The organism is Streptomyces sp. NPDC054757, from assembly GCF_053612185.1.
In genome coordinates this window covers 92,182-115,937 of the sequence record NZ_JBSHBW010000001.1, presented here as the reverse complement: position 1 = coordinate 115,937, position 23,756 = coordinate 92,182, and the positions used below count along the sequence as shown (strand labels likewise).

21 protein-coding genes and 2 pseudogenes are annotated in these 23,756 nt (G+C 68.2%); 8 read left to right on the top strand and 15 right to left on the bottom strand.

Features of this window, described 5'->3' with window-relative positions; translation table 11 throughout:
* The first annotated feature begins 26 nt into the window (after positions 1-26).
* Together ACWGKJ_RS00425 and ACWGKJ_RS00420 are read left to right on the top strand one after the other, a co-directional pair.
* A complete protein-coding gene (locus tag ACWGKJ_RS00425) occupies positions 27-1,049 on the top strand; it encodes an ATP-binding cassette domain-containing protein (protein ID WP_385021079.1) in 1,023 nt (340 codons plus the stop codon).
* The gene (locus ACWGKJ_RS00420) at positions 1,046-1,900 is read left to right on the top strand and encodes an ABC transporter permease (RefSeq protein ID WP_385021082.1); all 855 of its coding nucleotides are present in this window, start codon (positions 1,046-1,048) and stop codon (positions 1,898-1,900) included. Before ACWGKJ_RS00425 ends, ACWGKJ_RS00420 begins: the two co-directional genes overlap by 4 nt.
* Positions 1,901-2,015: 115 nt before the next feature.
* On the opposite strand, the gene greA is transcribed toward ACWGKJ_RS00420, so the two are convergent.
* Complete coding sequence (gene greA, locus ACWGKJ_RS00415) at positions 2,016-2,513, bottom strand: transcription elongation factor GreA (RefSeq protein WP_385021086.1); 498 nt, start codon at positions 2,511-2,513, stop codon at positions 2,016-2,018.
* 196 nt (positions 2,514-2,709) lie between these two features.
* Positions 2,710-3,114, bottom strand: a complete 405-nt coding sequence (locus ACWGKJ_RS00410) for a DUF4307 domain-containing protein (protein WP_385021089.1) — start codon at positions 3,112-3,114, stop codon at positions 2,710-2,712.
* Positions 3,115-3,212: 98 nt separating this feature from the next.
* Here ACWGKJ_RS00410 and mca point away from each other — a divergent pair, with 98 nt between their 5' ends.
* Positions 3,213-4,094 carry a mycothiol conjugate amidase Mca gene (mca, locus tag ACWGKJ_RS00405; protein WP_385021092.1) on the top strand — a complete coding sequence of 294 codons (882 nt, stop codon included), beginning with the start codon at positions 3,213-3,215 and terminating at the stop codon, positions 4,092-4,094.
* A gap of 2 nt (positions 4,095-4,096) precedes the next feature.
* Positions 4,097-4,324, top strand: coding sequence for a hypothetical protein (locus ACWGKJ_RS00400; RefSeq protein WP_385021095.1), 228 nt, complete (start codon positions 4,097-4,099; stop codon positions 4,322-4,324).
* 146 nt (positions 4,325-4,470) lie between these two features.
* On the opposite strand, the gene ACWGKJ_RS00395 is transcribed toward ACWGKJ_RS00400, so the two are convergent.
* The 4 genes from ACWGKJ_RS00395 to ACWGKJ_RS00380 all read right to left on the bottom strand — a co-directional run bounded on the left by ACWGKJ_RS00395 (position 4,471) and on the right by ACWGKJ_RS00380 (position 9,280).
* Positions 4,471-7,674 (bottom strand): tetratricopeptide repeat protein, encoded by a 3,204-nt coding sequence (locus tag ACWGKJ_RS00395; RefSeq protein ID WP_385018778.1) that lies wholly within the window; start codon positions 7,672-7,674, stop codon positions 4,471-4,473.
* Positions 7,675-7,920: 246 nt separating this feature from the next.
* Entirely contained in the window at positions 7,921-8,328 is a 408-nt protein-coding gene (locus ACWGKJ_RS00390) for a PIN domain-containing protein (RefSeq protein ID WP_385018780.1), read from the bottom strand.
* Positions 8,325-8,597, bottom strand: coding sequence for a hypothetical protein (locus ACWGKJ_RS00385; RefSeq protein WP_385018782.1), 273 nt, complete (start codon positions 8,595-8,597; stop codon positions 8,325-8,327). Before ACWGKJ_RS00385 ends, ACWGKJ_RS00390 begins: the two co-directional genes overlap by 4 nt.
* A gap of 146 nt (positions 8,598-8,743) precedes the next feature.
* Positions 8,744-9,280 (bottom strand): Uma2 family endonuclease, encoded by a 537-nt coding sequence (locus ACWGKJ_RS00380; RefSeq protein WP_385018784.1) that lies wholly within the window; start codon positions 9,278-9,280, stop codon positions 8,744-8,746.
* A gap of 227 nt (positions 9,281-9,507) precedes the next feature.
* On the opposite strand from ACWGKJ_RS00380, the pseudogene ACWGKJ_RS00375 reads away from it, so the two are divergent.
* Positions 9,508-9,663: pseudogene (locus ACWGKJ_RS00375) on the top strand (DUF255 domain-containing protein); the annotation flags it as partial.
* 50 nt (positions 9,664-9,713) lie between these two features.
* Here ACWGKJ_RS00375 and ACWGKJ_RS00370 read toward each other — a convergent pair.
* Together ACWGKJ_RS00370 and ACWGKJ_RS00365 are read right to left on the bottom strand one after the other, a co-directional pair.
* A complete protein-coding gene (locus ACWGKJ_RS00370) occupies positions 9,714-10,103 on the bottom strand; it encodes a type II toxin-antitoxin system VapC family toxin (RefSeq protein ID WP_385018786.1) in 390 nt (129 codons plus the stop codon).
* The gene (locus ACWGKJ_RS00365) at positions 10,100-10,318 is read right to left on the bottom strand and encodes a hypothetical protein (protein ID WP_385018920.1); all 219 of its coding nucleotides are present in this window, start codon (positions 10,316-10,318) and stop codon (positions 10,100-10,102) included. Before ACWGKJ_RS00365 ends, ACWGKJ_RS00370 begins: the two co-directional genes overlap by 4 nt.
* 422 nt (positions 10,319-10,740) lie before the next feature.
* On the opposite strand from ACWGKJ_RS00365, the gene ACWGKJ_RS00360 reads away from it, so the two are divergent.
* Positions 10,741-11,595 (top strand): hypothetical protein, encoded by an 855-nt coding sequence (locus ACWGKJ_RS00360; RefSeq protein WP_385018788.1) that lies wholly within the window; start codon positions 10,741-10,743, stop codon positions 11,593-11,595.
* A 23-nt stretch (positions 11,596-11,618) separates the two neighbouring features.
* On the opposite strand, the gene ACWGKJ_RS00355 is transcribed toward ACWGKJ_RS00360, so the two are convergent.
* Together ACWGKJ_RS00355 and ACWGKJ_RS00350 are read right to left on the bottom strand one after the other, a co-directional pair.
* Positions 11,619-12,485 (bottom strand): hypothetical protein, encoded by an 867-nt coding sequence (locus ACWGKJ_RS00355; protein WP_385018790.1) that lies wholly within the window; start codon positions 12,483-12,485, stop codon positions 11,619-11,621.
* Positions 12,486-12,533: 48 nt separating this feature from the next.
* Positions 12,534-13,085: a hypothetical protein gene (locus tag ACWGKJ_RS00350; RefSeq protein ID WP_385018792.1), complete on the bottom strand. Its 552-nt coding sequence runs from the start codon at positions 13,083-13,085 to the stop codon at positions 12,534-12,536.
* A gap of 642 nt (positions 13,086-13,727) precedes the next feature.
* Between ACWGKJ_RS00350 and ACWGKJ_RS00345 the strand changes: the two are divergent.
* Positions 13,728-15,768 (top strand): annotated as a pseudogene (locus ACWGKJ_RS00345) (thioredoxin domain-containing protein).
* Between the two features lie 72 nt (positions 15,769-15,840).
* Here the strand turns inward: ACWGKJ_RS00345 and trhA are convergent.
* Complete coding sequence (trhA, locus tag ACWGKJ_RS00340) at positions 15,841-16,509, bottom strand: PAQR family membrane homeostasis protein TrhA (RefSeq protein ID WP_385018794.1); 669 nt, start codon at positions 16,507-16,509, stop codon at positions 15,841-15,843.
* 283 nt (positions 16,510-16,792) lie between these two features.
* Between trhA and ACWGKJ_RS00335 the strand changes: the two genes are divergently transcribed.
* Positions 16,793-18,652 (top strand): phosphoenolpyruvate carboxykinase (GTP), encoded by a 1,860-nt coding sequence (locus ACWGKJ_RS00335; protein WP_385018796.1) that lies wholly within the window; start codon positions 16,793-16,795, stop codon positions 18,650-18,652.
* 273 nt (positions 18,653-18,925) lie between these two features.
* Here ACWGKJ_RS00335 and ACWGKJ_RS00330 read toward each other — a convergent pair whose 3' ends face one another.
* From ACWGKJ_RS00330 to ACWGKJ_RS00315, 4 genes are all read right to left on the bottom strand, one after another.
* The gene (locus ACWGKJ_RS00330; RefSeq protein WP_385018798.1) at positions 18,926-19,312 is read right to left on the bottom strand and encodes an SCO4983 family protein; all 387 of its coding nucleotides are present in this window, start codon (positions 19,310-19,312) and stop codon (positions 18,926-18,928) included.
* A 96-nt stretch (positions 19,313-19,408) separates the two neighbouring features.
* Positions 19,409-20,620 (bottom strand): pyridoxal phosphate-dependent aminotransferase, encoded by a 1,212-nt coding sequence (locus tag ACWGKJ_RS00325; protein ID WP_385018800.1) that lies wholly within the window; start codon positions 20,618-20,620, stop codon positions 19,409-19,411.
* Positions 20,621-20,717: 97 nt separating this feature from the next.
* A complete protein-coding gene (locus ACWGKJ_RS00320) occupies positions 20,718-22,322 on the bottom strand; it encodes an N-acyl-D-amino-acid deacylase family protein (RefSeq protein ID WP_385018802.1) in 1,605 nt (534 codons plus the stop codon).
* Between the two features lie 60 nt (positions 22,323-22,382).
* On the bottom strand, positions 22,383-23,678 hold the full coding sequence (locus ACWGKJ_RS00315) for an amino acid deaminase (protein ID WP_385018804.1): 1,296 nt from the start codon (positions 23,676-23,678) through the stop codon (positions 22,383-22,385).
* Between the last annotated feature and the right edge of the window lie 78 nt (positions 23,679-23,756).

Below are 23,756 nucleotides of genomic sequence, written 5' to 3'. Positions count from 1 at the left end.
CCAAAAACGAAATAAGGGGGACCCGTATGCCCGGCGCCATCTACGCCGAAGGTCTGGTGAAGACCTTCGGTGACGTAAGAGCACTGGACGGTGTGGATCTCGAAGTGCCGGAAGGCACCGTCCTCGGCCTGCTCGGGCCCAACGGCGCCGGCAAGACGACGGCCGTCCGGGTCCTGACGACCCTGCTGCAGCCCGACAGCGGACGGGCGGTGGTCGCCGGGCTCGACGTGCTCAGGCAGCCCACCGAGGTACGCAGATCGATCGGGCTCTCCGGCCAGTTCGCCGCGGTCGACGAGTACCTGACCGGCCGGGAGAACCTCCAGATGGTCGGGCAGCTCTACCAGATGTCCGCACGCGACGCGAAGCGCCGGGCGGGCGAACTGCTCGACCGCTTCCACCTCGCCGACGCCGCCGACCGCCCCGCCAAGACGTACTCCGGCGGGATGCGCAGGCGGCTCGACCTCGCCGCGGCCCTCGTCGTGTCGCCCCCCGTGATGTTCATGGACGAGCCGACCACCGGGCTCGACCCGCGCAACAGGCAGCAGCTCTGGGGAGTCATCCAGGAGCTGGTGGCCGGCGGTACGACGCTGCTGCTCACCACCCAGTACCTGGAGGAGGCCGACCACCTGGCCCACGACATCTGCGTCATCGACCACGGCAAGGTCATCGAGCGCGGTACGTCGGACCAGCTCAAGGCCCGTATCGGCGGCGAACGCGTCGAGGTCGTCGTCCACCGGCCCGCCGAGATCGGGCCCGCCCGCGAGGTGCTGACGGCCCTGGGCAAGGGGGAGGTCGCCGTCGTGGAACACACCCGCAAACTGACCGTCCCGGTCGCGGGCGGCGCCAGACTGCTCGCCGAGGTCATCAGGGAGCTGGACGGGCGGGGCGTGGAGATCGACGACATCGGGCTGCGCCGCCCCACGCTCGACGATGTGTTCCTCTCGCTCACCGGCCATGTGGCCGAGGAGGAGGAAGGGGAAGGACCGGGCCCCGGGGACGCCGGTCCGGCGGCCAACGCCACCACGAGTGCCCAGGAGGCAGGCGAATGAGCGCCGTCACGGATTCCGCAGCCACCCCACTCGCCCCGCGCCCGCGCGGCGGCATCATCCAGTCGGCCGGCGACTCGCTGGTCATCGCCAAGCGCAATCTGATCCGGATGACCCGGATCCCGGAGATCGTGGTCTTCGGCCTGGTCCAGCCGATCATGTTCGTGGTGCTCTTCAGCTACGTCTTCGGCGGGTCCCTGGTCGTCAACGGCTCCACCAGCGCCGTGGGTTACCGCAACTTCCTGATGGCGGGGATCTTCGCCCAGACCGTGACGTTCGCCACGGCCGGCGCCGGGGCCGGTATCGCCGACGACATGCACAAGGGCCTGATCGACCGGTTCCGCTCGCTCCCGATGGCCCGGGGCGCGGTGCTCACCGGACGTACGCTCGCCGACCTGGTCCAGACGGCGCTCATCCTGGTCGTGCTGGCGATCGTGGCCCTGCTGGTCGGCTGGCGCACCCACGAGAACATCGGCAAGGTGCTCGGCGGCTTCGGGCTGCTGCTCCTGCTGGGGTACGCCTTCTCCTGGATCGGCGCACTGATCGGCCTCTCGGTCCGCACACCGGAGGCGGCCACGTCCGGCGGGCTGGTCTGGCTCTTCCCGGTGACCTTCGTCTCGAACGCGTTCGTGTCGACGGCGATGATGCCCGGCTGGCTGCAGCCGATCGCCGAGTGGAACCCCTTCAGCGCGACCGTGCAGGCCTGCCGGGTCCTCTTCGGCAACCCGGGCGTGTCCACATCGGACGCCTGGCCCATGCAGCACCCGGTCTGGGCCTCGCTGATCTGGTCACTGCTCATCTTCGCGGTCTTCCGCACCCTGGCGGTCCGCAAGTACCGGTCGGCCGCGGCCTGACCCCGGCGGCCGGCGAGCCGCCGCAGGACAGAGCCCCCGCACGACAGAGCCCCGCACGACAGAGCCCCCGGCCGCGGTGCGCGGCCGGGGGCTCGTCCGGTGCCCTGTATCCGGGTCAGCCCTGGAACGGCTCGGCCTTGAGGATCTTCACCGTCGCCGTCTTGCCGTTCGGCAGTTCGTAGTCGGCGTTCTCGCCGACCTTCTTGCCGATCACACCTGCGCCCAGCGGGGACTGGGGGGAGTACGTCTCGAAGTCCGAGCTCGCGTACTCGCGGGAGGCGAGCAGGAAGGTCATCGTGTCGTCCTCGTCACCGTCGAAGGCGATGGTGACGACCATGCCGGGAGCCGCTTCGCCGGAGGCCGCCGGGGCCTCGCCGACCTTCGCGGTTTCGAGCAGCTGGGTCAGCTGGCGTACGCGCAGCTCCTGCTTGCCCTGCTCCTCCTTGGCCGCGTGGTACCCGCCGTTCTCCCGCAGGTCACCCTCCTCGCGGGCGGCCGCGATCTTGGTGACGATCTCCGAGCGTGCGGGACCCGACAGATACTCCAGCTCAGCCTTCAGCTGGTTGTACGCCTCCTGGGTCAGCCAGGTGACGTTTTCGCTGGTCTGGGTCACTGGTGCTCCTCGTAGGTACCGGAAATACAAAGCATCGCCCTACCCAGAAGGATGTGCCTCCAGGGGCGGGCGAAACCACGAGCCTAACAATTCGAGAGCGGAAGGGGGAGGACCGAAGCGTCACGAGGTGCACCGGCGGCGTCACAGCGGGGCGGCGCGCGGCCCCCGGGCGGCCGGGAAGCCGCCCGCCCGCGGGTCAGGACGCGGTCTGGCAGCCGACGAGCTCGACGCTGGTGGCCCTCGACGTGGTCCGTACGGTCACGACCTGGTCGATCCGCTTCTCGTCCTGGTCGAACCTGGCGTCCTTGCGGCCGACCTCGTCGCCGTCGGTGGCCCGCAGCCGCAGGGTGCAGGTGCCGTGGAGCCCGGCGTCCTTGCGTACCTCCAGATGGACATCGACCGCGTGGTCCGACGCGATGTCCCAGGTGATGACCTCACCGCTGATGGACTTGCCGCCGACGGACTGGTAACCGAACCAGCCGATGACCCCGACCGCCACGGTGCCGAGCACCGCTCCGACGATCTTCAGCTTGCGGTCAGCGCGCTGATCCGCGGAGCGGCCGTACCGGCCCTCGGGGAGCTGTTCGCCAACCGCCGTCATGATCGTTCCTCCTGTGCAAGGGGATCCCGGAATTTTCCGTCCCCTCAGTCGGTCACTATAGAAGCCGCCGATTGCGACGAATCACTGAGGATCCTGTCTTGTCTGAGCAGCTTCGCCTGATGGCCGTCCACGCCCACCCCGACGACGAGTCGAGCAAGGGTGCGGCGACCATGGCCAAGTACGTGTCCGAGGGGGTGGACGTGCTGGTCGTGACCTGCACCGGAGGCGAGCGCGGCTCCATCCTCAACCCCAAGCTCCAGGGTGACGCCTTCATCGAGGAGAACATCCACGAGGTCCGCAAACGCGAGATGGACGAGGCCCGCGAGATCCTCGGCGTCAAGCAGGCGTGGCTGGGCTTTGTCGACTCGGGCCTGCCCGAGGGTGACCCGCTGCCGCCGCTGCCCGAGGGCTGCTTCGCGCTGGAGGACGTCGATGCGGCCGCCGGCCGGCTGGTGCGGCTCATCCGGGAGTTCCGGCCGCAGGTCATCACCACGTACGACGAGAACGGCGGATACCCGCACCCCGACCACATCATGACCCACCAGATCTCGATGGTGGCCTTCGATGCGGCGGCGGACACCGAGAAGTACCCCGAGGCCGACTTCGGCCCGGCCTTCCAGCCGCAGAAGCTTTACTACAACCAGGGCTTCAACAAGCCGCGCACCGTGGCCCTGCACGAGGGGCTGCTGGCGCGCGGCCTGGAGTCGCCGTACGCGGAGTGGCTGGAGCGCTGGAAGCAGTTCGAGCGCGCCGAACGCACTCTGACCACGCACATCCCGTGCGCGGACTTCTTCGAGATCCGCGACAGGGCGCTCATCGCGCACGCCACGCAGATCGACCCGGAGGGCGGCTGGTTCCGCGTCCCGATGGAGATCCAGAAGGAGATCTGGCCGACCGAGGAGTACGAGCTCTCGAAGTCCCTCGTGCCGACATCCCTCCCCGAGGACGACCTCTTTGCGGGCATCCGGGACAATGCCTAGTTATGAGCGCTAGCCAGGCATTGACGCACCTCGTCCCTCTGGCCGAGGTCGACGACAACAAGGTGACTCCCGGGCTTCTCGGCTTCCTCGTCTTCGCGGCCCTGGCCGTGGGGGTGTGGCTGCTGATGAAGTCCATGAGCCGGCACATGGGCCGGGTGTCCTTCAAGGAGGCCCCGGAGCAGCAGACCGACCCGGCCCGGCCGGCCGGGACCGGGGGCAAGCAGGGCTGAGGCCCGCCGGGCCCCGCCCCGCCGCCGGACAGGCCGGGAGAGCCGCCTGTCCGGCGGCGGGGCGTGCGCGGTGACGGCCGGCGTGCGCCTACGCGGTTCGGACCCGGACCGCAGAGGCGCACGCCGGTCCACCGCGACGCCTGCGCCTACGCGGCCGGCACCGGTACGCCCATGATCTCCCGGGCGTTGCGGCCCGGCACCATGCCCAGCGGCCACGCCTGCCAGCCGTCGTCCAGTGAGACCCCGCGCTCCAGGATCAGCGTGTACGCCTCCGCGCACTCGGCCAGACCGGGGTCGCGGGCCGGGTGCGCCGCCCGGATCAGCTGGGACAGCTCCTCGGCGGCCACCGCGGTGCCCACCTCCGAGCCGCCGGGCGACGCGTAGGGCAGCAGCGTGCAGCGCAGGAAGCGCGCCCAGTCGCCGCCCCGCCCGTCGTCGTACGCGGTGAAGAGCGCCGCCGCCTCGTCGCAGAGCTGGAGCGCCTGCGCCGCGCGGTCGTTGCCCGCGTCGATCAGGGCCAGCTCCAGACAGGTCCACGCCTCACCGTGCGCCACCCCGATCCGGTGGAAGTCGGCCCGTGCGTCGGCCAGCAGCTGACGGGCGAAACCGCTGTTGCGGAGGTTGCCGGTCTGCGCCGCGCGCTGGTCGCGGGTGACCCGCCCCGAGTGGTGGCGGGCGCAGGCCAGCCCGTACATGTCCCGCATCCGCGAGAACATCGTCCGGGCCCGCTCCAGCTCCCGTACCGCCTGGTCCCGGTCGCCGCCCTCCTCCAGCGCCTGGCCCAGGTAGTAGAGCGTCCACGCCTCGCCCCTGGCGTCCTCGCTGTCCCGGTGGCGGGAGAGCGCCTGGCGCAGCTGGTCCACCGCGACCGAAGCATCCCCTTCGACCAGCCTGGCCCTGGCCAGCTGGGTCATCGCCCAGGCCTCGCCGCGCCCGTCCCTGGTCTGCCCGTACGCGTCGAGCGCGGTCCGCAGCTCCTCGTCGGCCCGCGCCACGTCGCCCAGGCAGAGACAGAGCTGGCCCTGCTGGAAGTGCGTCCACGCCTCACCGTGCAGCGAGTCGCTCTCCTGGTGCAGGGTGAGCGCCGTGGACAGCAGCGTCCGCGCCTCCGCCAGATTCCCCAGATCGCGCTCCACCGCCGCCAGCGCGTGCAGCGACCAGGCCCGGTCCGCGGCCAGCTCCGGCGCCGCCTGGAGCGCGACCGCCTCCCGCAGCCGCGCCGCCGCCTCCGTCAGATTTCCCTGGTGGTGCAGGGTGATGCCGAGCGAGCAGAGCGCCAGCGCCTCGCCCGCCCCCTGCTGGGCCTCGTGGTAGAGGCCGACGACCGAGGTCAGCGTCGTACGGGCCTTGTCCAGCTCGCCGAGCTGGCGGGCCGCGATCCCGGTACGCCACTGCACGGACCTGGCGAGCAGCCCCTGCCCGACGGCCTGGGTCAGCTCGCTGATCTCACCCAGCCGGTAGAGGTCGCCGCGCAGCAGGCAGTAGTCGCAGAGCGCGCCCAGCAGATGCAGCACCACCTCCTGGTCGACGCCCTCCGCCTGGCGCAGCGCCGATGTGATGAAGCTCGACTCCTCGTCGAGCCAGCGCAGCGCCGCGTCCAGCGAGGTGAAGCCGTGCGGCCCGAACTGGCCCGCCCGGGTGGAGAGTTTGCCGTCCACCAGCCGGATCACCGCGTCGGCCAGCTCCGCGTAACTCTGGATCAGCCGCTCCTGCGCCGCCGTGCGCTCCTGCGGCTGCTCCTCGTCCTCCAGCCTGGCCTGCGCGAACGCACGCACCGTGTCGTGCAGCCGGTAGCGGCTGCCGCGTACGTGGTCGATCAGGCCGGCCCGCGACAGCAGGGTCAGCAGCCGCCGCGCCTCCTGGTCGTCGGCGGCCAGCAGCGCCGCCGCGGCGGCCACCCCCAGACTGGCGCGCCCGGCCAGCGCGAGCCGCCGCAGCAGCCGCCGCCCCTGCTCGGGCTGGTCGCCGTAGCGCAGTGCCAGCGCGCGCTCGACCGGTTCGAGCTGCCGGTACGCGCCGAGGTGCGCGGCGAGTTCACGGGTCGAGCGCTGGCCGAGCGAGGACCCGGCCACCCGCAGCGCCAGTGGCAGCCCGCCGCACAACTCCGTGACGAGATCGCTCGATTCGGCGTCGTACGGGCTCTCCGGCTCCTCCGCGGTCTCCCGCAGCAGTTCCTCGGAGCCCGCCGAGTCCAGCGCCTCCACCGGCAGCTGATGCACCCAGGCGACGAGGTCGCCGGGCAGTTCGAGCGGGGCGCCCGACGTCACGAGCACCAGGCTGTCCGAACGCTCCGGTACGAGGACGCGCACCTGGTCCGGGTCCGACGTGTCGTCCAGTACGACGGTGACGGCGAGCCCGGTCAGATGCTGCTGGTACAGCTCGCTCAGCCGCTTCAACTGCTGCTCGGGCGAAGAGCGTTCGCGGAAGAGCAGCTGATCGCGCGGGGCGCCCAGCCGGTTCAGCAGATGGAGCAGCGCGTCCCTGGTCGACAGGGGCGGTTCGTCGCGGGTCGCGCCGCGCAGATCGACCACGCAGGCGCCGCGGAACTGGTCCCTGAGCTGGTGCGCGGCCCGGACGGCGAGGGTGGTGCGCCCGGAACCCGGGGCGCCGTGCAGCACCACGACCGTCGGCCGGGTCTCGGTGGAGGCGCGCGCCGCGTGCACCCACTGGGCGATCTGCGCCAGCTCCTGCCGCCGCCCCGCGAACGGCCCCTCGGCCTGGGGCAGCTGGCCGAACGACTGGTCGAGCGTGGAGCGCCTGCGCGCCGCCGCGCTCTTGTCGGCACCGCGCAGCTGCGGCGGGACGGCGCTCTTCGGCTTCTTCTGCGGCGCGGCGAGCATCCGCTGCTGGTCCAGGTACGGGCGGATACCGCGTACCTCCAGCGCCGTCAGCCACTGGAGCCGCAGCTGCTCGGTCCCGCCCGGCTGCCCCTGCGCCCCGGCTCTGCGGTGGGCCGCGGGCCAGTGCTCGGCGGTCACCCTGGCGACGGTGGCCGCGGCCCCGGCGACGGCGACGACCACGCCCGTCCCGGCCGCGGTGGAGCCGCCCGTCCCGAGCACGAGGTCCGCCCCGCAGGCGGCGATGGCGGCAACCACCGTGACCAGCGCGGGCGTTGCCAGGGATGCGCGGTTGAAGTGCGCGGAGAGCGGATGCTGCTCGGCCTGCGCCGCGTCGAGTGCGCGGGTGTACGCGGCGTACTCGTCGGCGGCGCTTTCGGCCAGCGAATCGAGCGCACCACGCCCCCGCGCCAGCAACGTCCCCGCATCGGCCCGCCCACCGGCCCGCCGCACCTCCTCCTCGACAGCGCGCACCAACAGCCGCTCCGCTTCAGCCCGATGGCCGTCCCGCATCTGCATTCCCCCTCCGGGATACTCCGTTCGGAATGCAAGTGTCCTGCGTACGACGGCGGAACGCGAGGGAATGGGGGCTTGTACGGGGAACGGGTGACGGGTGGGCGGGTCGATCGACGGCAGCACGGCCTTCGTCCGAGGTCTTGGAAAACGCCTCGCAGGAAAGGGAGTCCAGATGCCGCCTGGTATGGGGTACTCGTCGTGCCGCCGACACCGTGAACGCGCAAAACGCCTGGCCCGCGGCTCTCAGGTCTCTCTGATGATCACGCGGCTGCCGCAGAGCTTCGACCAGTCATCGCGGTCGGAGGTCAGCACGACGACGGGGGCCGGGGCGCGAAGGGCGAGTGCGGCGACTAGCGCGTCGATGGCGTACTTGTGCCCGTGCAGGCCGCCGGCGTCCCGGAGCAGAGCTACCGCGGTCAGGGAGTCCTCCTGGCTGACCGGTTCCACCCGGAGCCGGGAGAGGATCCAGTTCAACCGTGCGAGATCAGTCTTCCCGTGCGCCGCTTCGACGATGGTCAAGGCGGAGACGAGGACATTGACTCCGGCCTGCCGGGAGGCTTCGATGCGAGCCGCCATCTTGCGGTCGTTCCGAAGCAGGAGGGACAGAGCTTCGGAGTCGAGGATCAGGGAGCGCGCGTGTTGCTCATTCACGCAGCGTCGCGCCCGCTGCCCTGGAAACGTCCCTCACCGAACAGCTCGCGACGGGCTTCTTCGACTTCCTGCTCCGTCAGCGCGCCATGATCAGCCTCGTGTGAGGCGACGATCTCGGCGAGGCCGTCCATGGCGAGCTGGTGGCGTACTGCTTCCGCGACATAGCTGGAAACACCGCGGCGTCCGGTTCGCGAGCGCAGCTCACTGATGAGGTCGGCGGGCATGGACACGGAGATGTTCTCAGTGCCTCCGGCGCGAGGTGGCGTCATGGCCACTAGTGTACGACAAGAACTATTACAAAGGGGTGGCGTGTGTGGTGACTACACGCGCGATGTCACGTCCGGCCAGCTCGATCCGGACGGCCCGGGAGCCCCGGAAGAATGCTGGTGCTGCCGTCGTAGGCGAACGTCGGCTGTCAGATGGTCCCGAGGTCCACGGCGACGGAGAAGGGCGCGTCAGCCTTGATCGCGCCGGTGAACATCTCCCCGTCCCGGTAGATCTTGCTGGCCGGGTCGAGCACGTAGGTGTAGACGATGGGGACACCGGTGACGGCCTGCTCGATGCGCCAGTAGAAGGGGATGCCGGCCTTGGCGTACTGGTCCACCTTCACGATCCGGTCGGTGGTCTCCGAGCCCGGCGACACGACCTCCGCGACCAGCAGCACATGCTCCGGGCGGGTGGGCGCGAGGTCGATGGTCTCCGCCCGGTAGACGACGACGTCCGGGCGCCGGTTGGTGAGCGGAACGTCCTGCAGGCGGACGTCGAAGTCCGTGTCGGCGTTCCAGTCCGGGCCTGCGGCGGCGTCCAGGGCATTGGCCAGGATTCGGGCCAGGCGATTGTGCCGCTTGGAGGCGCTCGGGCTCGCGACGACCGTTCCGTCCACGATCTCGATGCCGGCGCACTGCTCCTGGGACCAGGAGTCGTACTGCTCCGCGCTGATCCGGGTGTGCATCTACGCGGGCGCCACCATCTCGGCGGTCATGGTGTGCCTCCTTCGAGGTGCTTCCGCAGGTCCGGCTCTGCTGGGCTCAGCCTACTGTCCTGCGGCCCCGAGGCGCCCGCCTTCGGATGGGGATGATCTTCGGTGTGGTGCATTGCGGTGTGGTGCGGTCCGGCCGGGTGGGGCCGGGGCCGTGTGGTCTCTGCGACGGGGCTGGGCCCTGTGAGAGGCTGGGCCGCATGAACCGGCTGGCTGGTGTGACCTCGCCTTATCTGCTGCAGCACGCTGACAATCCGGTCGACTGGGGGCCCTGGTCGCCGGAGGCGTTCGAGGAAGCCAGAAGGCGGAACGTTCCCGTGCTGCTCAGCGTCGGGTACTGGTCCTGCCACTGGTGCCAGTGAACTCACTGATCCAGTAGTCGACAGTGCTTACACGTCTCTGATGATCAGCGCTTCCCGCAGAGCTTCGACCAGTCGTCACGGTCGGAGGTCAAAACGATCACGGGGGCCGGGACGCGGAGCGCAAGCGCGGCGACGAGGGCGTCGATCGCGTACTTGTGCCCATGTAGCCCGCCTGCGTCCCGAAGCAGCGCCCCGGCGCTCAGAGAGTCTTTCTGGCTGACCGGTTCCACCAGCAGCCGGGAGAGTACCCACTCTAATCGCGCCAGATCGATCTTCTCGTGTGCTGCTTCAACGATCGTCAGCGCCGACACGAGGACGGGTACTCCGGCCTGACGGGATGCCTCGATGCGAGCTGCCATACCGCGGTCGTTGCGCAGGAGCAGAGAGAGCGCCTCTGAGTCGAGCACCAGCGAGCGGTCTGGCTGCTCCGTCACGCGGCGCCTCGTTCGGAGCTCTCGTCTCCGAACAGCTCGCGTCGAGCGGTTTCGATCTCCTGCTCGGTGAGCGCGCCGTGCTCCTCTTCATGGGCCGCGACGATCTCGACGAGTCTGTCCATGGTGAGCTGATGCCTGACAGCCTCTGTGATGTAGCTGGACAGCCCTCGGCGACCGGTTCGAGAGCTCAGCTCGCTGACCAGCTCGACGGGCATGGACACCGAGATGTTCTCGGTGGTCCCGGCTCGGCTCGACTTCGTGTGCGCAGTGTAGGACAAGTTCTATTACACCGAGACGGCGTCGTCGTTCCTTGGCGAGCTGATCGACGGCCGGTGCTGCACTCATCCCGCATCAGCTTCTGTGACTTGGGAAGAGACCCCTTGCAGGAAGACCCCACCGATGCGTTCACTCGTCACTACCCGACAGGACTCAATTAATCCTCCAGCCCTGAAAAATTTACAAATATGCTTTTTCTAGATAAAAGTTAGGAAATTAAGACAAAAGGCATTTTTGGATCTGAGTCATCTTGCCACGTCGAGTTCGACCGTGATGTTCTCTTTTTGATTATGAAAATTCGAAATTGATCAATTTAGATTTTCAGGTGACGTTTGCTTACAAAGTCCGATACGGTTTTGGGATGACCATCGATAGCGGACTTCCTCGGAATGCGCCCGCACCACGTCTCGTTCAAGTCACTCCGGAGATGTCGGAGATCCTTCTATCCCGAGCGGTGGTCAATCGTCGCTTGGACTGGGGGCAAGTGGATTTCTTGGCGGATTCAATTCTCCGAGGGGAGTGGCAGTTAACGCATCAAGGGATTGCACTCGACGGACCTCTTGAGACGGGGTCACTCCTCGATGGCCAGCACCGCTTGAATGCCGTCATCAAGGCCGGTATCCCAGTGTGGATTTATGTTTTCGAAGGGCTTCCGAGAACTGCGTTTCCTGTCCTTGACACAGGCAAGCGTCGAAGTGGCGTGGATGCGCTTTTTTCCACTGGCGAGAAGTATCTTCCCGTTCTTTACTCCACAATTCGTCACGTTCTTCTGTTCAAGAATATGCCGGACTCCTCATGGAGTGGCAATGGGGCCCGAATCGCGAATGGTCGGATTCTTGCGGCATATAACGAAGACAGTGACATGTACCGAGAAGCTGTGGCGATGGGCCGCGAGATCTCTAGGCATGTATTTGCGAGCCCGACTGGGGTGGCAGTGGGGTATTTCGTCACAACCGAGGCGGCTCCTGCAGTGAAGGCAGATAGTTGGACCGAGGGGCTGACCTCAGGTGCAAACCTTGAGGTTGGAGATCCGCGGCTCGCTCTGACCAAGGTCCCTCATGTGAAGAGAAGGGCGGCCAGGCGTCGGTATACCATGCGTGAACAAGTGGCTATTTACATTAAGGCATGGAATGCCTGGGTTCAGGAAGACAAGGTCGAGAAGCTAGGCTTTAAAAAAACAGAGAACATGCCGATTCCAGTAGAGGAGAAGTTTTGACCGGTGATTCGATAGAGTGAATGCTAAGAGAAGTTGGCACCGCTACGAATTAGCGCATCCCCTGACTCGTTCATCACGACCACGGGCCTGTCCAGAGACTTGGCCATGCGCTCAATGAAATCGCGCGACAAGAATACGCTACTGTCTTCCGGATGGCGTGCGGTAATACTTACCTCGGTATTTTCCCATGAGGCGTTGATAACCTGCCATCCAATTTTAGAAAATGATGTCACGATGAATTCGTCTTGGCTGATTCGTCGACTGCGCGATAGTTTTTCTTCGGCCTGATTTACCTTCCCTTCCAGACTTGTCCTGCGATATTCTTGTTTTCGAACCAACAAAAGAATCTCTTCGAGCATCTCCGCCTCTGACCGTTCGATTGGATTTCGTGCACCTTCTGGCAGGGATGCTCTTCGGGCTTCTTGAAGCATCCTTCCCAGTTCGGGCCAACTCCGCACGAATGCTCGTTCCAGGCGATCTTCGACCACCAGTCGTCTTACTGACGCCTTGTTCATATCGCTAATCAGCTTTCGGACGTCGTCCCGATTTTCGCCTACGGTGGCCTGAAACTTGGAGAGTGGGCCGGTTAGGTCTGCAATCTTCATGCCAATGAGGAATGGGGCGACATGGGCAATTTCGAATTTCTTGGCAAGTGATCCTGCCTCGAAATTGATCCACGTCGATGCTTGGTTCTCCGGGGTCACGCAGATAATTCCGAAGTCTGTCGCGGCAAGTTCATGAGTAATTTCATCGATCCCTCTCCCTCCTTTGGCAATGTCTTGACTCGAAACCCATGGATCAAGCTCTTGGATGACATCCGGAAGCCAGCACTTGAGAGCCTCGGCAACTTGCCTGGAGCGCTCTCCGGACCAACTCAGGAATACCTTCATAAAGGGTTCGCCTCCCCGTGTATTCGTTGCCGACTGCCTAAATTCTCGTTAGGGTCGGCTCAACTTCAACAGTTCTTCTTGCTCGGCTTTCAGAGCGATGTACGAATCGCGCACGTACGACAGAAAATCGCTTCCCGGGTGACGGATCAGCGTCGAATCGTTAACAGAGGCGGTGCCCCAGTCTGCCAATAGGGCATCGTAGGTTGCTGCATGGGCGCAGAAGTCAAGCACTACCGTCGGCATCTCCCTTTCGATGATGAGATCTCCGCGCGCGGTGACGATTTCTCTTATCTGTTGGGCCCTTGGGGCAAAGACAGTCTCGACCCACACGTGCCATCGCATCGACACCGAATCCGTCAGCGAAACCTCAGGTGATACTCCACGATCAGTTGGAAAGTATGCTCTCCGATATTCGCTCCATGCCCGTTCGTTGGTCTCCACCAAAACGAGAAGCGGGCCGTAGAGTTCTCTTAGCTGGCTGCTTACCCAGTTGATCCGTTCCTTCCTGAGGGATCTACGAACTTCACCTCGATGATTCAGCCAGTACGCCATGATTGCGACTACGATACCGGTTCCTGCTGTCACGATTGATGCAACCATTTGCTCCTCCATGGTGGTGTGTGAGGATATCCAAATAAGGTCGACGCTAAACCTTCGTAGTAATAATATTATAGTAATTCATCTCCGGGCTTCGGATCGGTAGGGTGGCGGACCAGGGTGGTAGTGAATCGATCCTCGGTGGCTGCCAAACATTGAAACGGCCTCAATTTTCGTTGCCGGAGGCTCGCGCGGCCGTATGGTGATAAATCCACGCCACGAAATTCCCTGATTATCCACCCAACCATATGCAGGAGCTGGACTGCTGCCGAGGGCTGCGTTTTCGTAGACCGGCGGCGGGTGATCAGATATTGGTGGGCAGGGCATCTACTGTCCGCATTGATGACCGCAGTCCTGGTCTCGCTCCGTTGAATCTCGAAACTGCCGACGCCGGGGCGGGCCCGTGTGGGCGAGCCGTTCACCTCTGTGTGATTGCACCCGTCGCGGCAGTGGAGGACACCGCCGCGCAGCTCGTCGTCCGGCTGAATCGACCTGCACCTGAACGTACTGCCCTGTGCAGAGGGCGGACTCGCTGGAGTGGGGGGCCTGGACCGAGAAGGAGCTCCGTGCCCCTTCTGCCGAAGCTGGCTGATGTTGGGGCAGCCGCTCTGGGCTGGCCGACCCAGAGCGTGCGACGATGCCTGTATGAACCGACTGGCTGATTCCCAGTCGCCCTATCTCCTCCAGCACGCCTCCAATCCTGTGGACTGGTGGCCATGGGGAGAGGAGGCGATGCAAGAGGCCAAGCGGCGCGACGTTCCCATCCTTCTCTCGGTGGGTTATTCGTCGTGCCACTTAGCCTGATGATCACTGGTGCCACGTCATGGCCCACGAGTCCTTCGAGGACGAACCGACCGCCGCCTATCTCAATGAGCACTTCGTGCCGGTCAAGGTCGACCGCGAGGAGCGGCCGGACATCGACGCCGTCTATATGGAGGCCGTCCAGGCCGCCACCGGGCAGGGCGGCTGGCCCATGACCGTGTTTCTCAATGCCGATGCCCAGCCCTTCTACTTCGGTACGTACTTCCCGCCCGAGCCCCGGCACGGCATGCCGTCCTTCCGGCAGGTGCTCGAAGGGGTCACCGGGGCCTGGACCGGCCGGCGCGGTGAGGTGGACGAGGTGGCCGCCAAGGTCGTGGAGGATCTGGCGGGGCGTTCCCTCGCCCAGGACGGCGCCGGGCCGCCCGGTGCGGAGGAGCTCGGGCGGGCGCTGCTCGCGCTGACGCGGGAGTACGACGCCAGGAACGCCGGGTTCGGGGGTGCGCCCAAGTTCCCGCCGTCCATGGCCGTCGAGTTCCTGCTGCGCCACCATGCCCGTACCGGCTCCGACGGGGCCCTCCAGATGGCCGCCGACACCTGTGAGGCGATGGCGCGCGGCGGGATGTACGACCAGCTCGGCGGCGGGTTCGCGCGGTACTCGGTGGACCGGGAGTGGCGGGTGCCCCACTTCGAGAAGATGCTGTACGACAACGCCCTGCTCTGCCGGGTCTACACGCACCTGTGGCGGGCCACCGGATCGGAGCTGGCTCGCCGGGTGGCCCTGGAGACCGCCGACTTCATCGCGACCGAACTGCGCACCCCCGAGGGCGGGTTCGCCTCCGCGCTGGACGCCGACAGTGAGGATGCGGACGGCCGGCACGTCGAGGGTGCCTACTACGTCTGGACCCCGGCGCAGCTGCGCGAGGTGCTGGGCGAGCAGGACGGTGAGCGGGCCGCGCTGCTGTACGGGGTGACCGAGGAGGGGACGTTCGAGGAGGGAGCCTCCGTTCTGCAGTTGCCGGGTGACGACGTCCCCGCCGGGCTGCGTGAGCGGCTGCTCGCCGCGCGGAGCCTGCGGCCCCGGCCCGGCCGGGACGACAAGGTCGTCGCGGCGTGGAACGGTCTGGCCGTCGCGGCACTCGCCGAGGCCGGTGCCTGTTTCGAGCGGCCCGATCTGGTCGAGCGCGCCACCGAGGCCGCCGATCTGCTGGTGCGGCTGCACATGGACGACGGCGCCCGGCTCACTCGTACCTCCAGGGACGGCCGGGCCGGTGCCAACTCCGGTGTCCTGGAGGACTATGCGGATGTCGCCGAGGGGTTCCTCGCGCTGGCCGGGGTCACGGGCGAGGGGGTCTGGCTGGAGTTCGCCGGGTTCCTGCTCGATCTCGTACTCGACCGCTTCACCGGTGCGGACGGCACGCTCTACGACACCGCGCACGACGCCGAGCCGCTGATCCGCCGCCCCCAGGACCCGACGGACACCGCGACCCCCTCGGGGTGGACCGCCGCCGCGGGGGCGTTGCTCTCGTACGCGGCGCACACCGGCTCCGAGGCGCACCGCACCGCCGCCGAACGGGCGCTCGGTGTGGTGAAGGCGCTCGGCCCGCGGGCACCCCGCTTCATCGGCTGGGGGCTCGCGGTGGCGGAGGCGGCACTCGACGGGCCGCGTGAGGTGGCGGTGGTCGGGCCCGCGGGTGACGCCGGGACGGCGGCCCTGCACCGCACCGCGCTGCTCGCTACGGCGCCGGGGGCGGTGGTCGCGGTGGGGGAGAGCGGCAGCGAGGAGTTCCCGCTGCTGGTGGACCGGCCGCTGATCGACGGGCGGGCCGCCGCGTATGTCTGCCGGAACTTCACCTGCAGTGCGCCGACGCCCGATCCGGCGGTACTGGCCGGGCAGTTGGGCGGGGTGCGGGACGACGACGCGTAGTCACTGCTGTGGCCGGGGTCCGTACCGCGTAGAGGTACGGGCCCCGGCCACAGCCGTATGTGGTGCGGGCCGTCAGTAGGCGACCAGGGAGATCGCCACGTACTGCGTGATGAAGGCGGCCAGGGTCAGCGAGTGGAACACCTCGTGGAAGCCGAACCAGCGCGGTGACGGGTTGGGGCGCTTGAGCGCGTAGATCACACCGCCCGCGCTGTAGAGCAGCCCGCCGACGATGACACAGACGAGGACGGCCACCCCGCCCGCCCGCATGAAGTCGGGCAGGAAGAAGACCGCGGCCCAGCCCATCGCGATGTAGCAGGGCGTGTAGAGCCAGCGAGGCGCGCCGACCCAGAAGACCCGGAAGGCGATGCCCGCCAGGGCCGCTCCCCAGACCGCCCAGAGCAGCGGCGCCGCCGTCGACCCGGGCAGCAGGAGCAGCGTCAGGGGTGTGTAGGTGCCCGCGATGATCAGGAAGATGTTCGCGTGGTCGAGCCTGCGCAGTACGGCCTCACCCCTGCGGCCCCAGGTGCCGCGGTGGTACACGGCGCTCACCCCGAAGAGCATGCAGGCCGTGAGGATGTAGATCGCGCAGGCGATACGGGCCCGGGTGGAGTCGGCGAGAGCCACGAGCGCGAGTCCCGCGACGATCACGGCCGGGAACATCCCGGCGTGCAGCCAGCCGCGCAGCCGCGGTTTCACCAGGGCCGGGCGGGGCGCGGTCGCTTCTGGGGCGGCGGAAGTCATATGTCGATGCTACCTACGTATCGATGGCTACCTACGTATCCGTAGGTTTCCGGTCTCCGGTCGCATCCGTGGCTTTCCGGTCTCCGGTGCGGCCCGGCCCTTTTCGGCGCCAGGCCGGCGAGTGGTGATGCTCACGTGAGAGGCCCCCTGGACAGATGGGCGGAAGACGCGGATCATCAGATGAGTGCGAGCGGCACCGGATGAGCGGCTACGAAGCATCCGGGCCGTTGCCCCCAAGGGGCAGATCAACCCTCAACCCCTCAAAACGTGCATTGGAGCAATCGTGGCGCGCGACATCGCGGCTCCCGCTGTCCTTCCGACCGCTGTCCTCCCGACCCGGCACCAGGAACTGATCTCGTGGGTCAACGAGATCGCCGAGCTGACCCAACCGGACAGTGTGGTCTGGTGTGACGGTTCCGAGGCTGAGTACGAGCGCCTGTGCGGTGAGCTCGTTGCCAAGGGCACCTTCCGGAAACTCGACCCGATCAAGCGCCCGAACTCCTACTACGCCGCGTCCGACCCGTCGGACGTCGCACGCGTCGAGGACCGTACGTTCATCTGCTCCGCCAAGGAGGAGGACGCCGGCCCGACGAACCACTGGAAGGCCCCGGCGGAGATGCGCGAGATCTTCTCCGGGTCGGGCGGTCAGGGCGGAGTGTTCCGCGGCTCGATGCGCGGCCGCACGATGTACGTCGTCCCGTTCTGCATGGGCCCGGTCGGCTCGCCGCTCTCCGCGATCGGCGTGGAGATCACCGACTCCGCGTATGTCGCGGTCTCGATGCGCACGATGACGCGCATGGGCCAGGAGGTCCTGGACGAGCTGGGATCCGACGGCTTCTTCGTGAAGGCCGTCCACACCCTCGGCGCCCCGCTCGCCGATGGCGAGGCCGACGTCCCGTGGCCGTGCAACTCCACCAAGTACATCTCGCACTTCCCCGAGGACCGGGAGATCTGGTCGTACGGCTCCGGCTACGGCGGCAACGCCCTGCTGGGCAAGAAGTGCTACGCGCTGCGCATCGCATCGGTAATGGCGCGGGACGAGGGCTGGCTGGCCGAGCACATGCTCGTACTGAAGCTGACGCCGCCGCGCGGTGAGTCCAAGTATGTGGCCGCGGCGTTCCCCTCGGCCTGCGGCAAGACCAACCTGGCGATGCTGGAGCCGACCATCTCCGGCTGGACCGTGGAGACCATCGGGGACGACATCGCCTGGATGCGCTTCGGTGAGGACGGCCGGCTCTACGCGATCAACCCGGAGGCCGGATTCTTCGGTGTCGCGCCCGGCACGGGGGAGCGGACCAACGCCAACGCGATGAAGACCCTGTGGGGCAACTCCGTCTTCACCAACGTCGCGCTGACCGACGACGGCGACGTCTGGTGGGAGGGCATGACCGAGGAGACGCCCGCCCACCTCACGGACTGGAAGGGCAACGACTGGACCCCCGAGTCCGGCACCCCCGCCGCCCACCCCAATGCCCGCTTCACCACCCCGGCCGGGCAGTGCCCGATCATCGCCCCGGAGTGGGAGGACCCGAAGGGCGTGCCGATCTCGGCGATCCTCTTCGGTGGCCGCCGCGCCTCCGCCGTACCGCTGGTCACCGAGTCCTTCGACTGGAACCACGGGGTCTTCCTCGGTGCGAACGTCGCGTCCGAGAAGACCGCCGCAGCCGAGGGCAAGGTCGGTGAGCTGCGCCGCGACCCGTTCGCCATGCTGCCGTTCTGCGGGTACAACATGGGCGACTACATGGGGCACTGGGTCAAGGTCGGCCGCGACGCCGCGCGGGAAGGAGACCCGGCGAAGCTGCCGAAGATCTACTACGTCAACTGGTTCCGCAAGAACGACGCGGGCAAGTTCGTCTGGCCCGGATTCGGTGAGAACAGCCGGGTCCTGAAGTGGATCGTCGAGCGCCTGGAGGGCAGGGGCGAGGGCGTCGAGACCCCCATCGGCGTGCTGCCGGCCAAGGGTGCGCTCGACACCAGCGGTCTGGATGTCTCGGAGGCCGACATGGACTTCCTGCTCACGGTCGACAAGGAGGTCTGGCGCGAGGAGGCGGCCCTGATCCCCGAGCACCTCAACACCTTCGGCGACCACGCGCCGCAAGAGCTGTGGGACGAGTACCGGTCGCTGGTGAAGCGCCTGGGCTGAGCCCTTCCCCGGATCTCCCGGATCCCTTCGGCTCCCCGCGGAGCCGTCCGAAAGCCGCGCGGCGGGTCCACCCGACATCCGCCCTGACCTGTGGGGTCATCCCGGCCCGCCGCGTACGGCCCGGCCCCCGGAACCAGTTCTGGTTCCGGGGGCCGGGTTTTTCGTAGGTGCGGTGTGCCGGTGTGCGCTGTGGGCGGTGCGCGGTAGGTGATGCGCGGGGAGGTTGGGTGGCGCCCGGTCCGCGCGCCTCCGCGGCCCGCGAACCGGGGCCGGTCAGTGGGCGCCGGCGAGTGGCCGGGCCGCCAGGTGGGCGTCCATCCGCTCCGCGGAGAGGATCGCCGCCGCGGTGTCCGCGCGTGAGGCCGCCACCAGCAGGGCGCGGCCCGCCAGATGGTGGGCGCGTGCGTGCAGGGCGGCGGGGGAGGCGTTGCTGAGGCCCGCGTGCCGGGTCGGCGGGGTGCCGCGCAACCTGGCCACCTGCTCGGCGATACGGTCCCCCTCGGCCGTCAGGCCCAGCTCGTCCGTCACCGCGAGGAGCGCGGCCAGATGACCGGCGAGCTGGAGGTCCAGCTCCTCGTCACGGCTGCGGTGGGGGTAACCGGTGGCTGCGGACTCCTCGGCCACCGTGTGGACCGACTTGGTGCGGATCGGTTCGTACATGGGATGGCCTCCTCCTCGCGGGCAGGACTCCATCCTAGCGTCCTATATTAGATTCTGTCTAAAGTTGAGCCGAGTCGTGAACCGTGCCGGCTCGCGTCATCGCTGCGCGTAGCCGTCCAGGAAGCTCCCGATCCGGGTCACCGCGTCCTCCAGCTCCTTCGCCGGGGGCAGCGTCACGATCCGGAAGTGGTCGGGCTCCGGCCAGTTGAACCCGGTGCCGTGCACCACCATGATCTTCTCGGCGCGCAGCAGATCGAGGACCATCTGCCGGTCGTCCTTCACCTTGTAGACCTTCGGGTCCAGGCGCGGGAAGAGATACAGCGCGCCCTTGGGCTTCACACAGGTCACCCCGGGGATCTGCGTCAGCAGCTCGTACGCGGTGTCGCGCTGCTCCAGGATGCGGCCGCCCGGCAGCACCAGGTCCTGGATCGACTGCCGCCCGCCGAGCGCCGTGGCCACCGCGTGCTGCGAGGGCATGTTGGCGCAGAGCCGCATGTTCGCCAGGATCGTCAGGCCCTCGATGTACGAGGAGGCGTGCCCCTTCGGTCCGCACACCGCCATCCAGCCGGAGCGGAACCCGGCCACCCGGTAGTTCTTGGAGAGGCCGTTGAAGGTCAGGACCATCAGATCGGGGGCGATGGCCGCCGTGGGGGTGTGGGTGGCGCCGTCGTAGAGGATCCGGTCGTAGATCTCGTCCGAGCAGATGGTCAGGGAGTGGCGGCGGGCGATGTCCGCGATGCCGCGCAGCAGCTCGTCGTCGTAGACCGCGCCCGTCGGGTTGTTCGGGTTGATGATCACGATCGCCTTGGTGCGGTCGGTGACCTTCCGCTCGATGTCGGCGAGGTCCGGCATCCAGTCGGCCTGCTCGTCGCAGCGGTAGTGCACGGCCGTGCCGCCCGCCAGGGAGACCGAGGCCGTCCACAGCGGATAGTCCGGGGCCGGTACGAGCACCTCGTCGCCGTCGTCGAGCAGCGCCTGCATCGACATCTGGATCAGCTCGGACACCCCGTTGCCGAGGTAGATGTCCTCGACGCCCAGCTCGATGCCCTTGGTCTGGTAGTGCTGCATCACGGCCCGGCGCGCGGACAGCAGCCCCTTGGCGTCGCCGTAGCCGTGCGCGCCGCCGAGGTTGCGGAGCATGTCCTCCAGGATTTCCGGCGGGCACTCGAAACCGAAGGCGGCCGGGTTGCCGGTGTTGAGCTTGAGGATGCGGTGACCTGCTGCCTCCAGCCGCATTGCCTCGTCGAGAACCGGGCCCCGGATCTCGTAACAGACGTTGGCGAGCTTCGTTGACTGGATCACCTGCATGTCCGCAACCCTACGGTGACATAACGGCGACGGCCTGGTGTTTTCGCCCACAGGGGGGGAGGGCGGGCCCCGGCGGGTCTGCGCCGGGGCCCGGCCCTCAGGCCCTGGCGGGTGTGCGCCGGACCGAGCGGCCCGCGAGCACGTCGGTGCGCCTGCCGTCCTCGATGACCGGGCGGCCGTCGATCAGCACATGCGGGATACCGGTCGGCAGGGTGCGCGGGGCCTCGAACGTGGAGCCCGCCGCGACCGTCTCCGGATCGAAGAGGACCAGATCGGCGCGGTACCCCTCGCGGACCAGGCCCCGGTCCGCCAGCCGCAGCCGGGCCGCCGGGCGCGAGGTGAGATGCGCCACGCACTCCTCCAGGGACAGCACGCCCAGCTCCCGTACGTACCGGCCGAGGTACTCGGGGAAGGTGCCGTACGCCCGGGGGTGCGGCTTGTCGCCCTGGAGGATTCCGTCGCTGCCGCCGGTGTGCACCCGGTGGCGCATGATCTGCCGGACGTTCTCCTCGTGGCCGACGTGCTGGAGGATCGTCGAGCCGAGCCGGTCCTCGATCAGCAGCCGCCGCGCCGTCACCCACGGCTCCTCGCCGCGCTCGCGCGCACTGGCCGCGACGGACCGCCCGACATGGTCGCGCAGCGCCGGGTCGGACACCCCGGAGATCTCGATGGCGTCCCACTCGATGGGCACTCCGTGACATCCGTCGGCGCCCTCGACCTCCATGACCTGGCGGATCTTCCGGGACGTCTCCTCGTCCCGCAGCCGCCCCAGGATCGCGTCGGGGCCGCCCTCGCTCGCCCAGCTGGGGAGCATGGCGACGAGCGTCGTACAGCCAGGGGTGTACGGGTAGGTGTCGAGGGAGATGTCGGCGCCGCCGTCCAGCGCCTCGTCGAGGAGGGCGAGCAGTTCGGGCGCCTTCCCCTTGTTCACACCGAAGTTCATGGTGGCGTGGGCGAGGTGGAGCGCGCAGCCGGCGGCCCGGGTGAGGCCGACCATCTCCTGGTACGCCCGGAGCGCGCCGGCGCCGTAACTGCGGTGGTGGGGGCAGTAGTAGCCGCCGTAGGAGGCCACCACCCGGCACAGCTCGGTGAGTTCGGCGTCGTCCGCGTACATGCCCGGGGTGTAGGTGAGCCCCGACGACATCCCGACGGCGCCCTGCTCCATGCCCTCGGCCACCAGCTGCTTCATCCGCTCGGTCTCGGCCGGGGTGGTGGGCCGGTCGTCCCAGCCCATCGCGTACATCCGCAGGGTTCCCTGCGGGATCAGATACGCGGCGTTGACCGCGATGCCCCGGTCGAGCCGGTCCAGATAGCCGCCGACGGTGTGCCAGTCGAAGTCGATGTCCGAACCGTCGCCGTTCCACCCGGTGATGGCCCGGCGGACCTCGGCGCGGGTGCGGTCGTCGACCGGTGCGTACGAGAGCCCGTCCTGGCCGAGCACCTCAAGCGTCACCCCCTGCGCGGCCTTCGCCTCGTGGCCGGGGTCGCGCAGCAGCGCCAGGTCCGAGTGGGCGTGCATGTCGATGAAGCCGGGCGACAGGGCGAGCCCGTGCGCCTCGATGACCCTTGCCGCACCCGGCCGCGGGCCGGACCCCTCACGGACGATGGAGGTGATGCGCCCGCTGTCGACGGCGACGTCGGCGCGGTACGGGGCACCGCCGGTTCCGTCCACGACCCGGACGTCGCGGATGACGAGATCCATGGTTCCTGCTCCCTTGCCCTGTGTTGCTGTGCTGTGCCGCCGGTCCCCCTTCCGGTCCGCTCAGAAGTACGTACGGATGTAGTCCGTCACCGTGCCGTCCGCCTCGACGAGCGGGATCAGCTGCCACTTGTCGAAGGAGGTGCAGGGGTGCGAGAGCCCGAGGCCGACCCAGTCGCCGACGTCGAGACGGGCCTCGTCGGCGGTACGCAGCCAGCCGTGCTGGTCGGAGAGGCCGGTGAGCGTGATGCCGGTGGCGGGGCGTACCTCGCCGGTGCGCGCGTCGCGTACGGCCTGCGCCTGCGGCAGGTCGAGGTCGTACGCCGCGTCCCGCTTGCCCGCGTTGACGAACGCCTGCTCACCGGTGGGGCGTGAGACGACCTGCGCCCAGAGCCGGAAGGCCGGCTGGAGCGCGCCCTCGGACGGCACCCGGTTGAAGGGCGTCAGATGCTTGTAGTGGCCGTCGTCGTGGGAGACATAGGCGCCGGAGCGCAGCAGCTTCAGTACGGGGGCGGAGAGCGCGGGCACCTCGGCGAAGACGTCGGCCACCGCGTCGAACCAGGCGCTGCCGCCTGCGCTCAGCACGATCTCGTCCAGGCCCGCGAAGCGGCCGGCCCGGTCGAAGTCGGCGGCCAGCGCGACCAGTCGGCGCAGCCAGGCACGTACCTTTTCGCCGTCGGCCTCGGGCACCTCGCCCTCGTAACCGGCGACGCCGACCAGCCGCAGCGTGTCCGTGGCGGACACCGCGTCGGCGACCGCCGCGCACTGGGCCTCGGTCCGCACGCCGGTGCGCGCGCCGTCGCCCGCGCCCAGTTCGACGACCACGTCGAGCGGGCGGGCGGCGCCGCGGAGCGCCTCGTCCATCAGCTCGACACCGCGTACGGAGTCGACGTAGCAGATGAAGCGGAAGCCGGGGTCGGCGGCGAGTTCGGCGGCGATCCAGCGCAGCGCCGGGGCGTCCACGATCTCGTTGGCGACGAAGATCCGCTGCACCCCGAAGGCGCGGGCGACCCGGACCTGGTGCGGTACGGCGAGGGTGATGCCCCAGGCGCCGTGCTCGGTCTGCCGGTCGAAGAGCTGGGGGGCCATCGACGTCTTGCCGTGCGGGGCGAAGGCGAGACCGTGCTGGGTGGAGTAGGTCTCCATGAGGGCGAGGTTGTGCTCGACCGACTCGGCCGAGAGCGCGAGCACGGGGGTGGTGAACCCGTCGGTGAAGAGGTTCCGGCGCTCGGCCGCCAGGGCGGCGAGGGTCAGCCCCGTGGCGTCGGGCGGCAGCCCCTTGAAGCGGTGGTCGACCACTTCAGCGCCGATGGTCTCGCGTGCGTCCGCCGCGTCCGCCGTACCTGCCGCGCCCGCCATGGAACCTCCCAGAGAGTGTGCGTTGCATCATGTGCAACGCTCATTGCGCATATCGCTCACCGCTGTCTAACATCCGAG

What these genes read in the sequence shown, in the direction of transcription:
- ACWGKJ_RS00425 (WP_385021079.1), top strand. Translation starts at nt 27, where the DNA reads ATGCCCGGCGCCATCTACGCCGAAGGTCTGGTGAAGACCTTCGGTGAC.
- ACWGKJ_RS00420 (WP_385021082.1), top strand. Translation starts at nt 1,046, where the DNA reads ATGAGCGCCGTCACGGATTCCGCAGCCACCCCACTCGCCCCGCGCCCG.
- ACWGKJ_RS00410 (WP_385021089.1), bottom strand. Translation starts at nt 3,114, where the DNA reads ATGACGGCGGTTGGCGAACAGCTCCCCGAGGGCCGGTACGGCCGCTCC.
- ACWGKJ_RS00400 (WP_385021095.1), top strand. Translation starts at nt 4,097, where the DNA reads ATGAGCGCTAGCCAGGCATTGACGCACCTCGTCCCTCTGGCCGAGGTC.
- ACWGKJ_RS00395 (WP_385018778.1), bottom strand. Translation starts at nt 7,674, where the DNA reads ATGCGGGACGGCCATCGGGCTGAAGCGGAGCGGCTGTTGGTGCGCGCT.
- ACWGKJ_RS00385 (WP_385018782.1), bottom strand. Translation starts at nt 8,597, where the DNA reads ATGACGCCACCTCGCGCCGGAGGCACTGAGAACATCTCCGTGTCCATG.
- ACWGKJ_RS00380 (WP_385018784.1), bottom strand. Translation starts at nt 9,280, where the DNA reads ATGCACACCCGGATCAGCGCGGAGCAGTACGACTCCTGGTCCCAGGAG.
- ACWGKJ_RS00365 (WP_385018920.1), bottom strand. Translation starts at nt 10,318, where the DNA reads ATGCCCGTCGAGCTGGTCAGCGAGCTGAGCTCTCGAACCGGTCGCCGA.
- ACWGKJ_RS00360 (WP_385018788.1), top strand. Translation starts at nt 10,741, where the DNA reads ATGACCATCGATAGCGGACTTCCTCGGAATGCGCCCGCACCACGTCTC.
- ACWGKJ_RS00355 (WP_385018790.1), bottom strand. Translation starts at nt 12,485, where the DNA reads ATGAAGGTATTCCTGAGTTGGTCCGGAGAGCGCTCCAGGCAAGTTGCC.
- ACWGKJ_RS00350 (WP_385018792.1), bottom strand. Translation starts at nt 13,085, where the DNA reads ATGGTTGCATCAATCGTGACAGCAGGAACCGGTATCGTAGTCGCAATC.
- trhA (WP_385018794.1), bottom strand. Translation starts at nt 16,509, where the DNA reads ATGACTTCCGCCGCCCCAGAAGCGACCGCGCCCCGCCCGGCCCTGGTG.
- ACWGKJ_RS00330 (WP_385018798.1), bottom strand. Translation starts at nt 19,312, where the DNA reads ATGTACGAACCGATCCGCACCAAGTCGGTCCACACGGTGGCCGAGGAG.
- ACWGKJ_RS00325 (WP_385018800.1), bottom strand. Translation starts at nt 20,620, where the DNA reads ATGCAGGTGATCCAGTCAACGAAGCTCGCCAACGTCTGTTACGAGATC.
- ACWGKJ_RS00320 (WP_385018802.1), bottom strand. Translation starts at nt 22,322, where the DNA reads ATGGATCTCGTCATCCGCGACGTCCGGGTCGTGGACGGAACCGGCGGT.
- ACWGKJ_RS00315 (WP_385018804.1), bottom strand. Translation starts at nt 23,678, where the DNA reads ATGGCGGGCGCGGCAGGTACGGCGGACGCGGCGGACGCACGCGAGACC.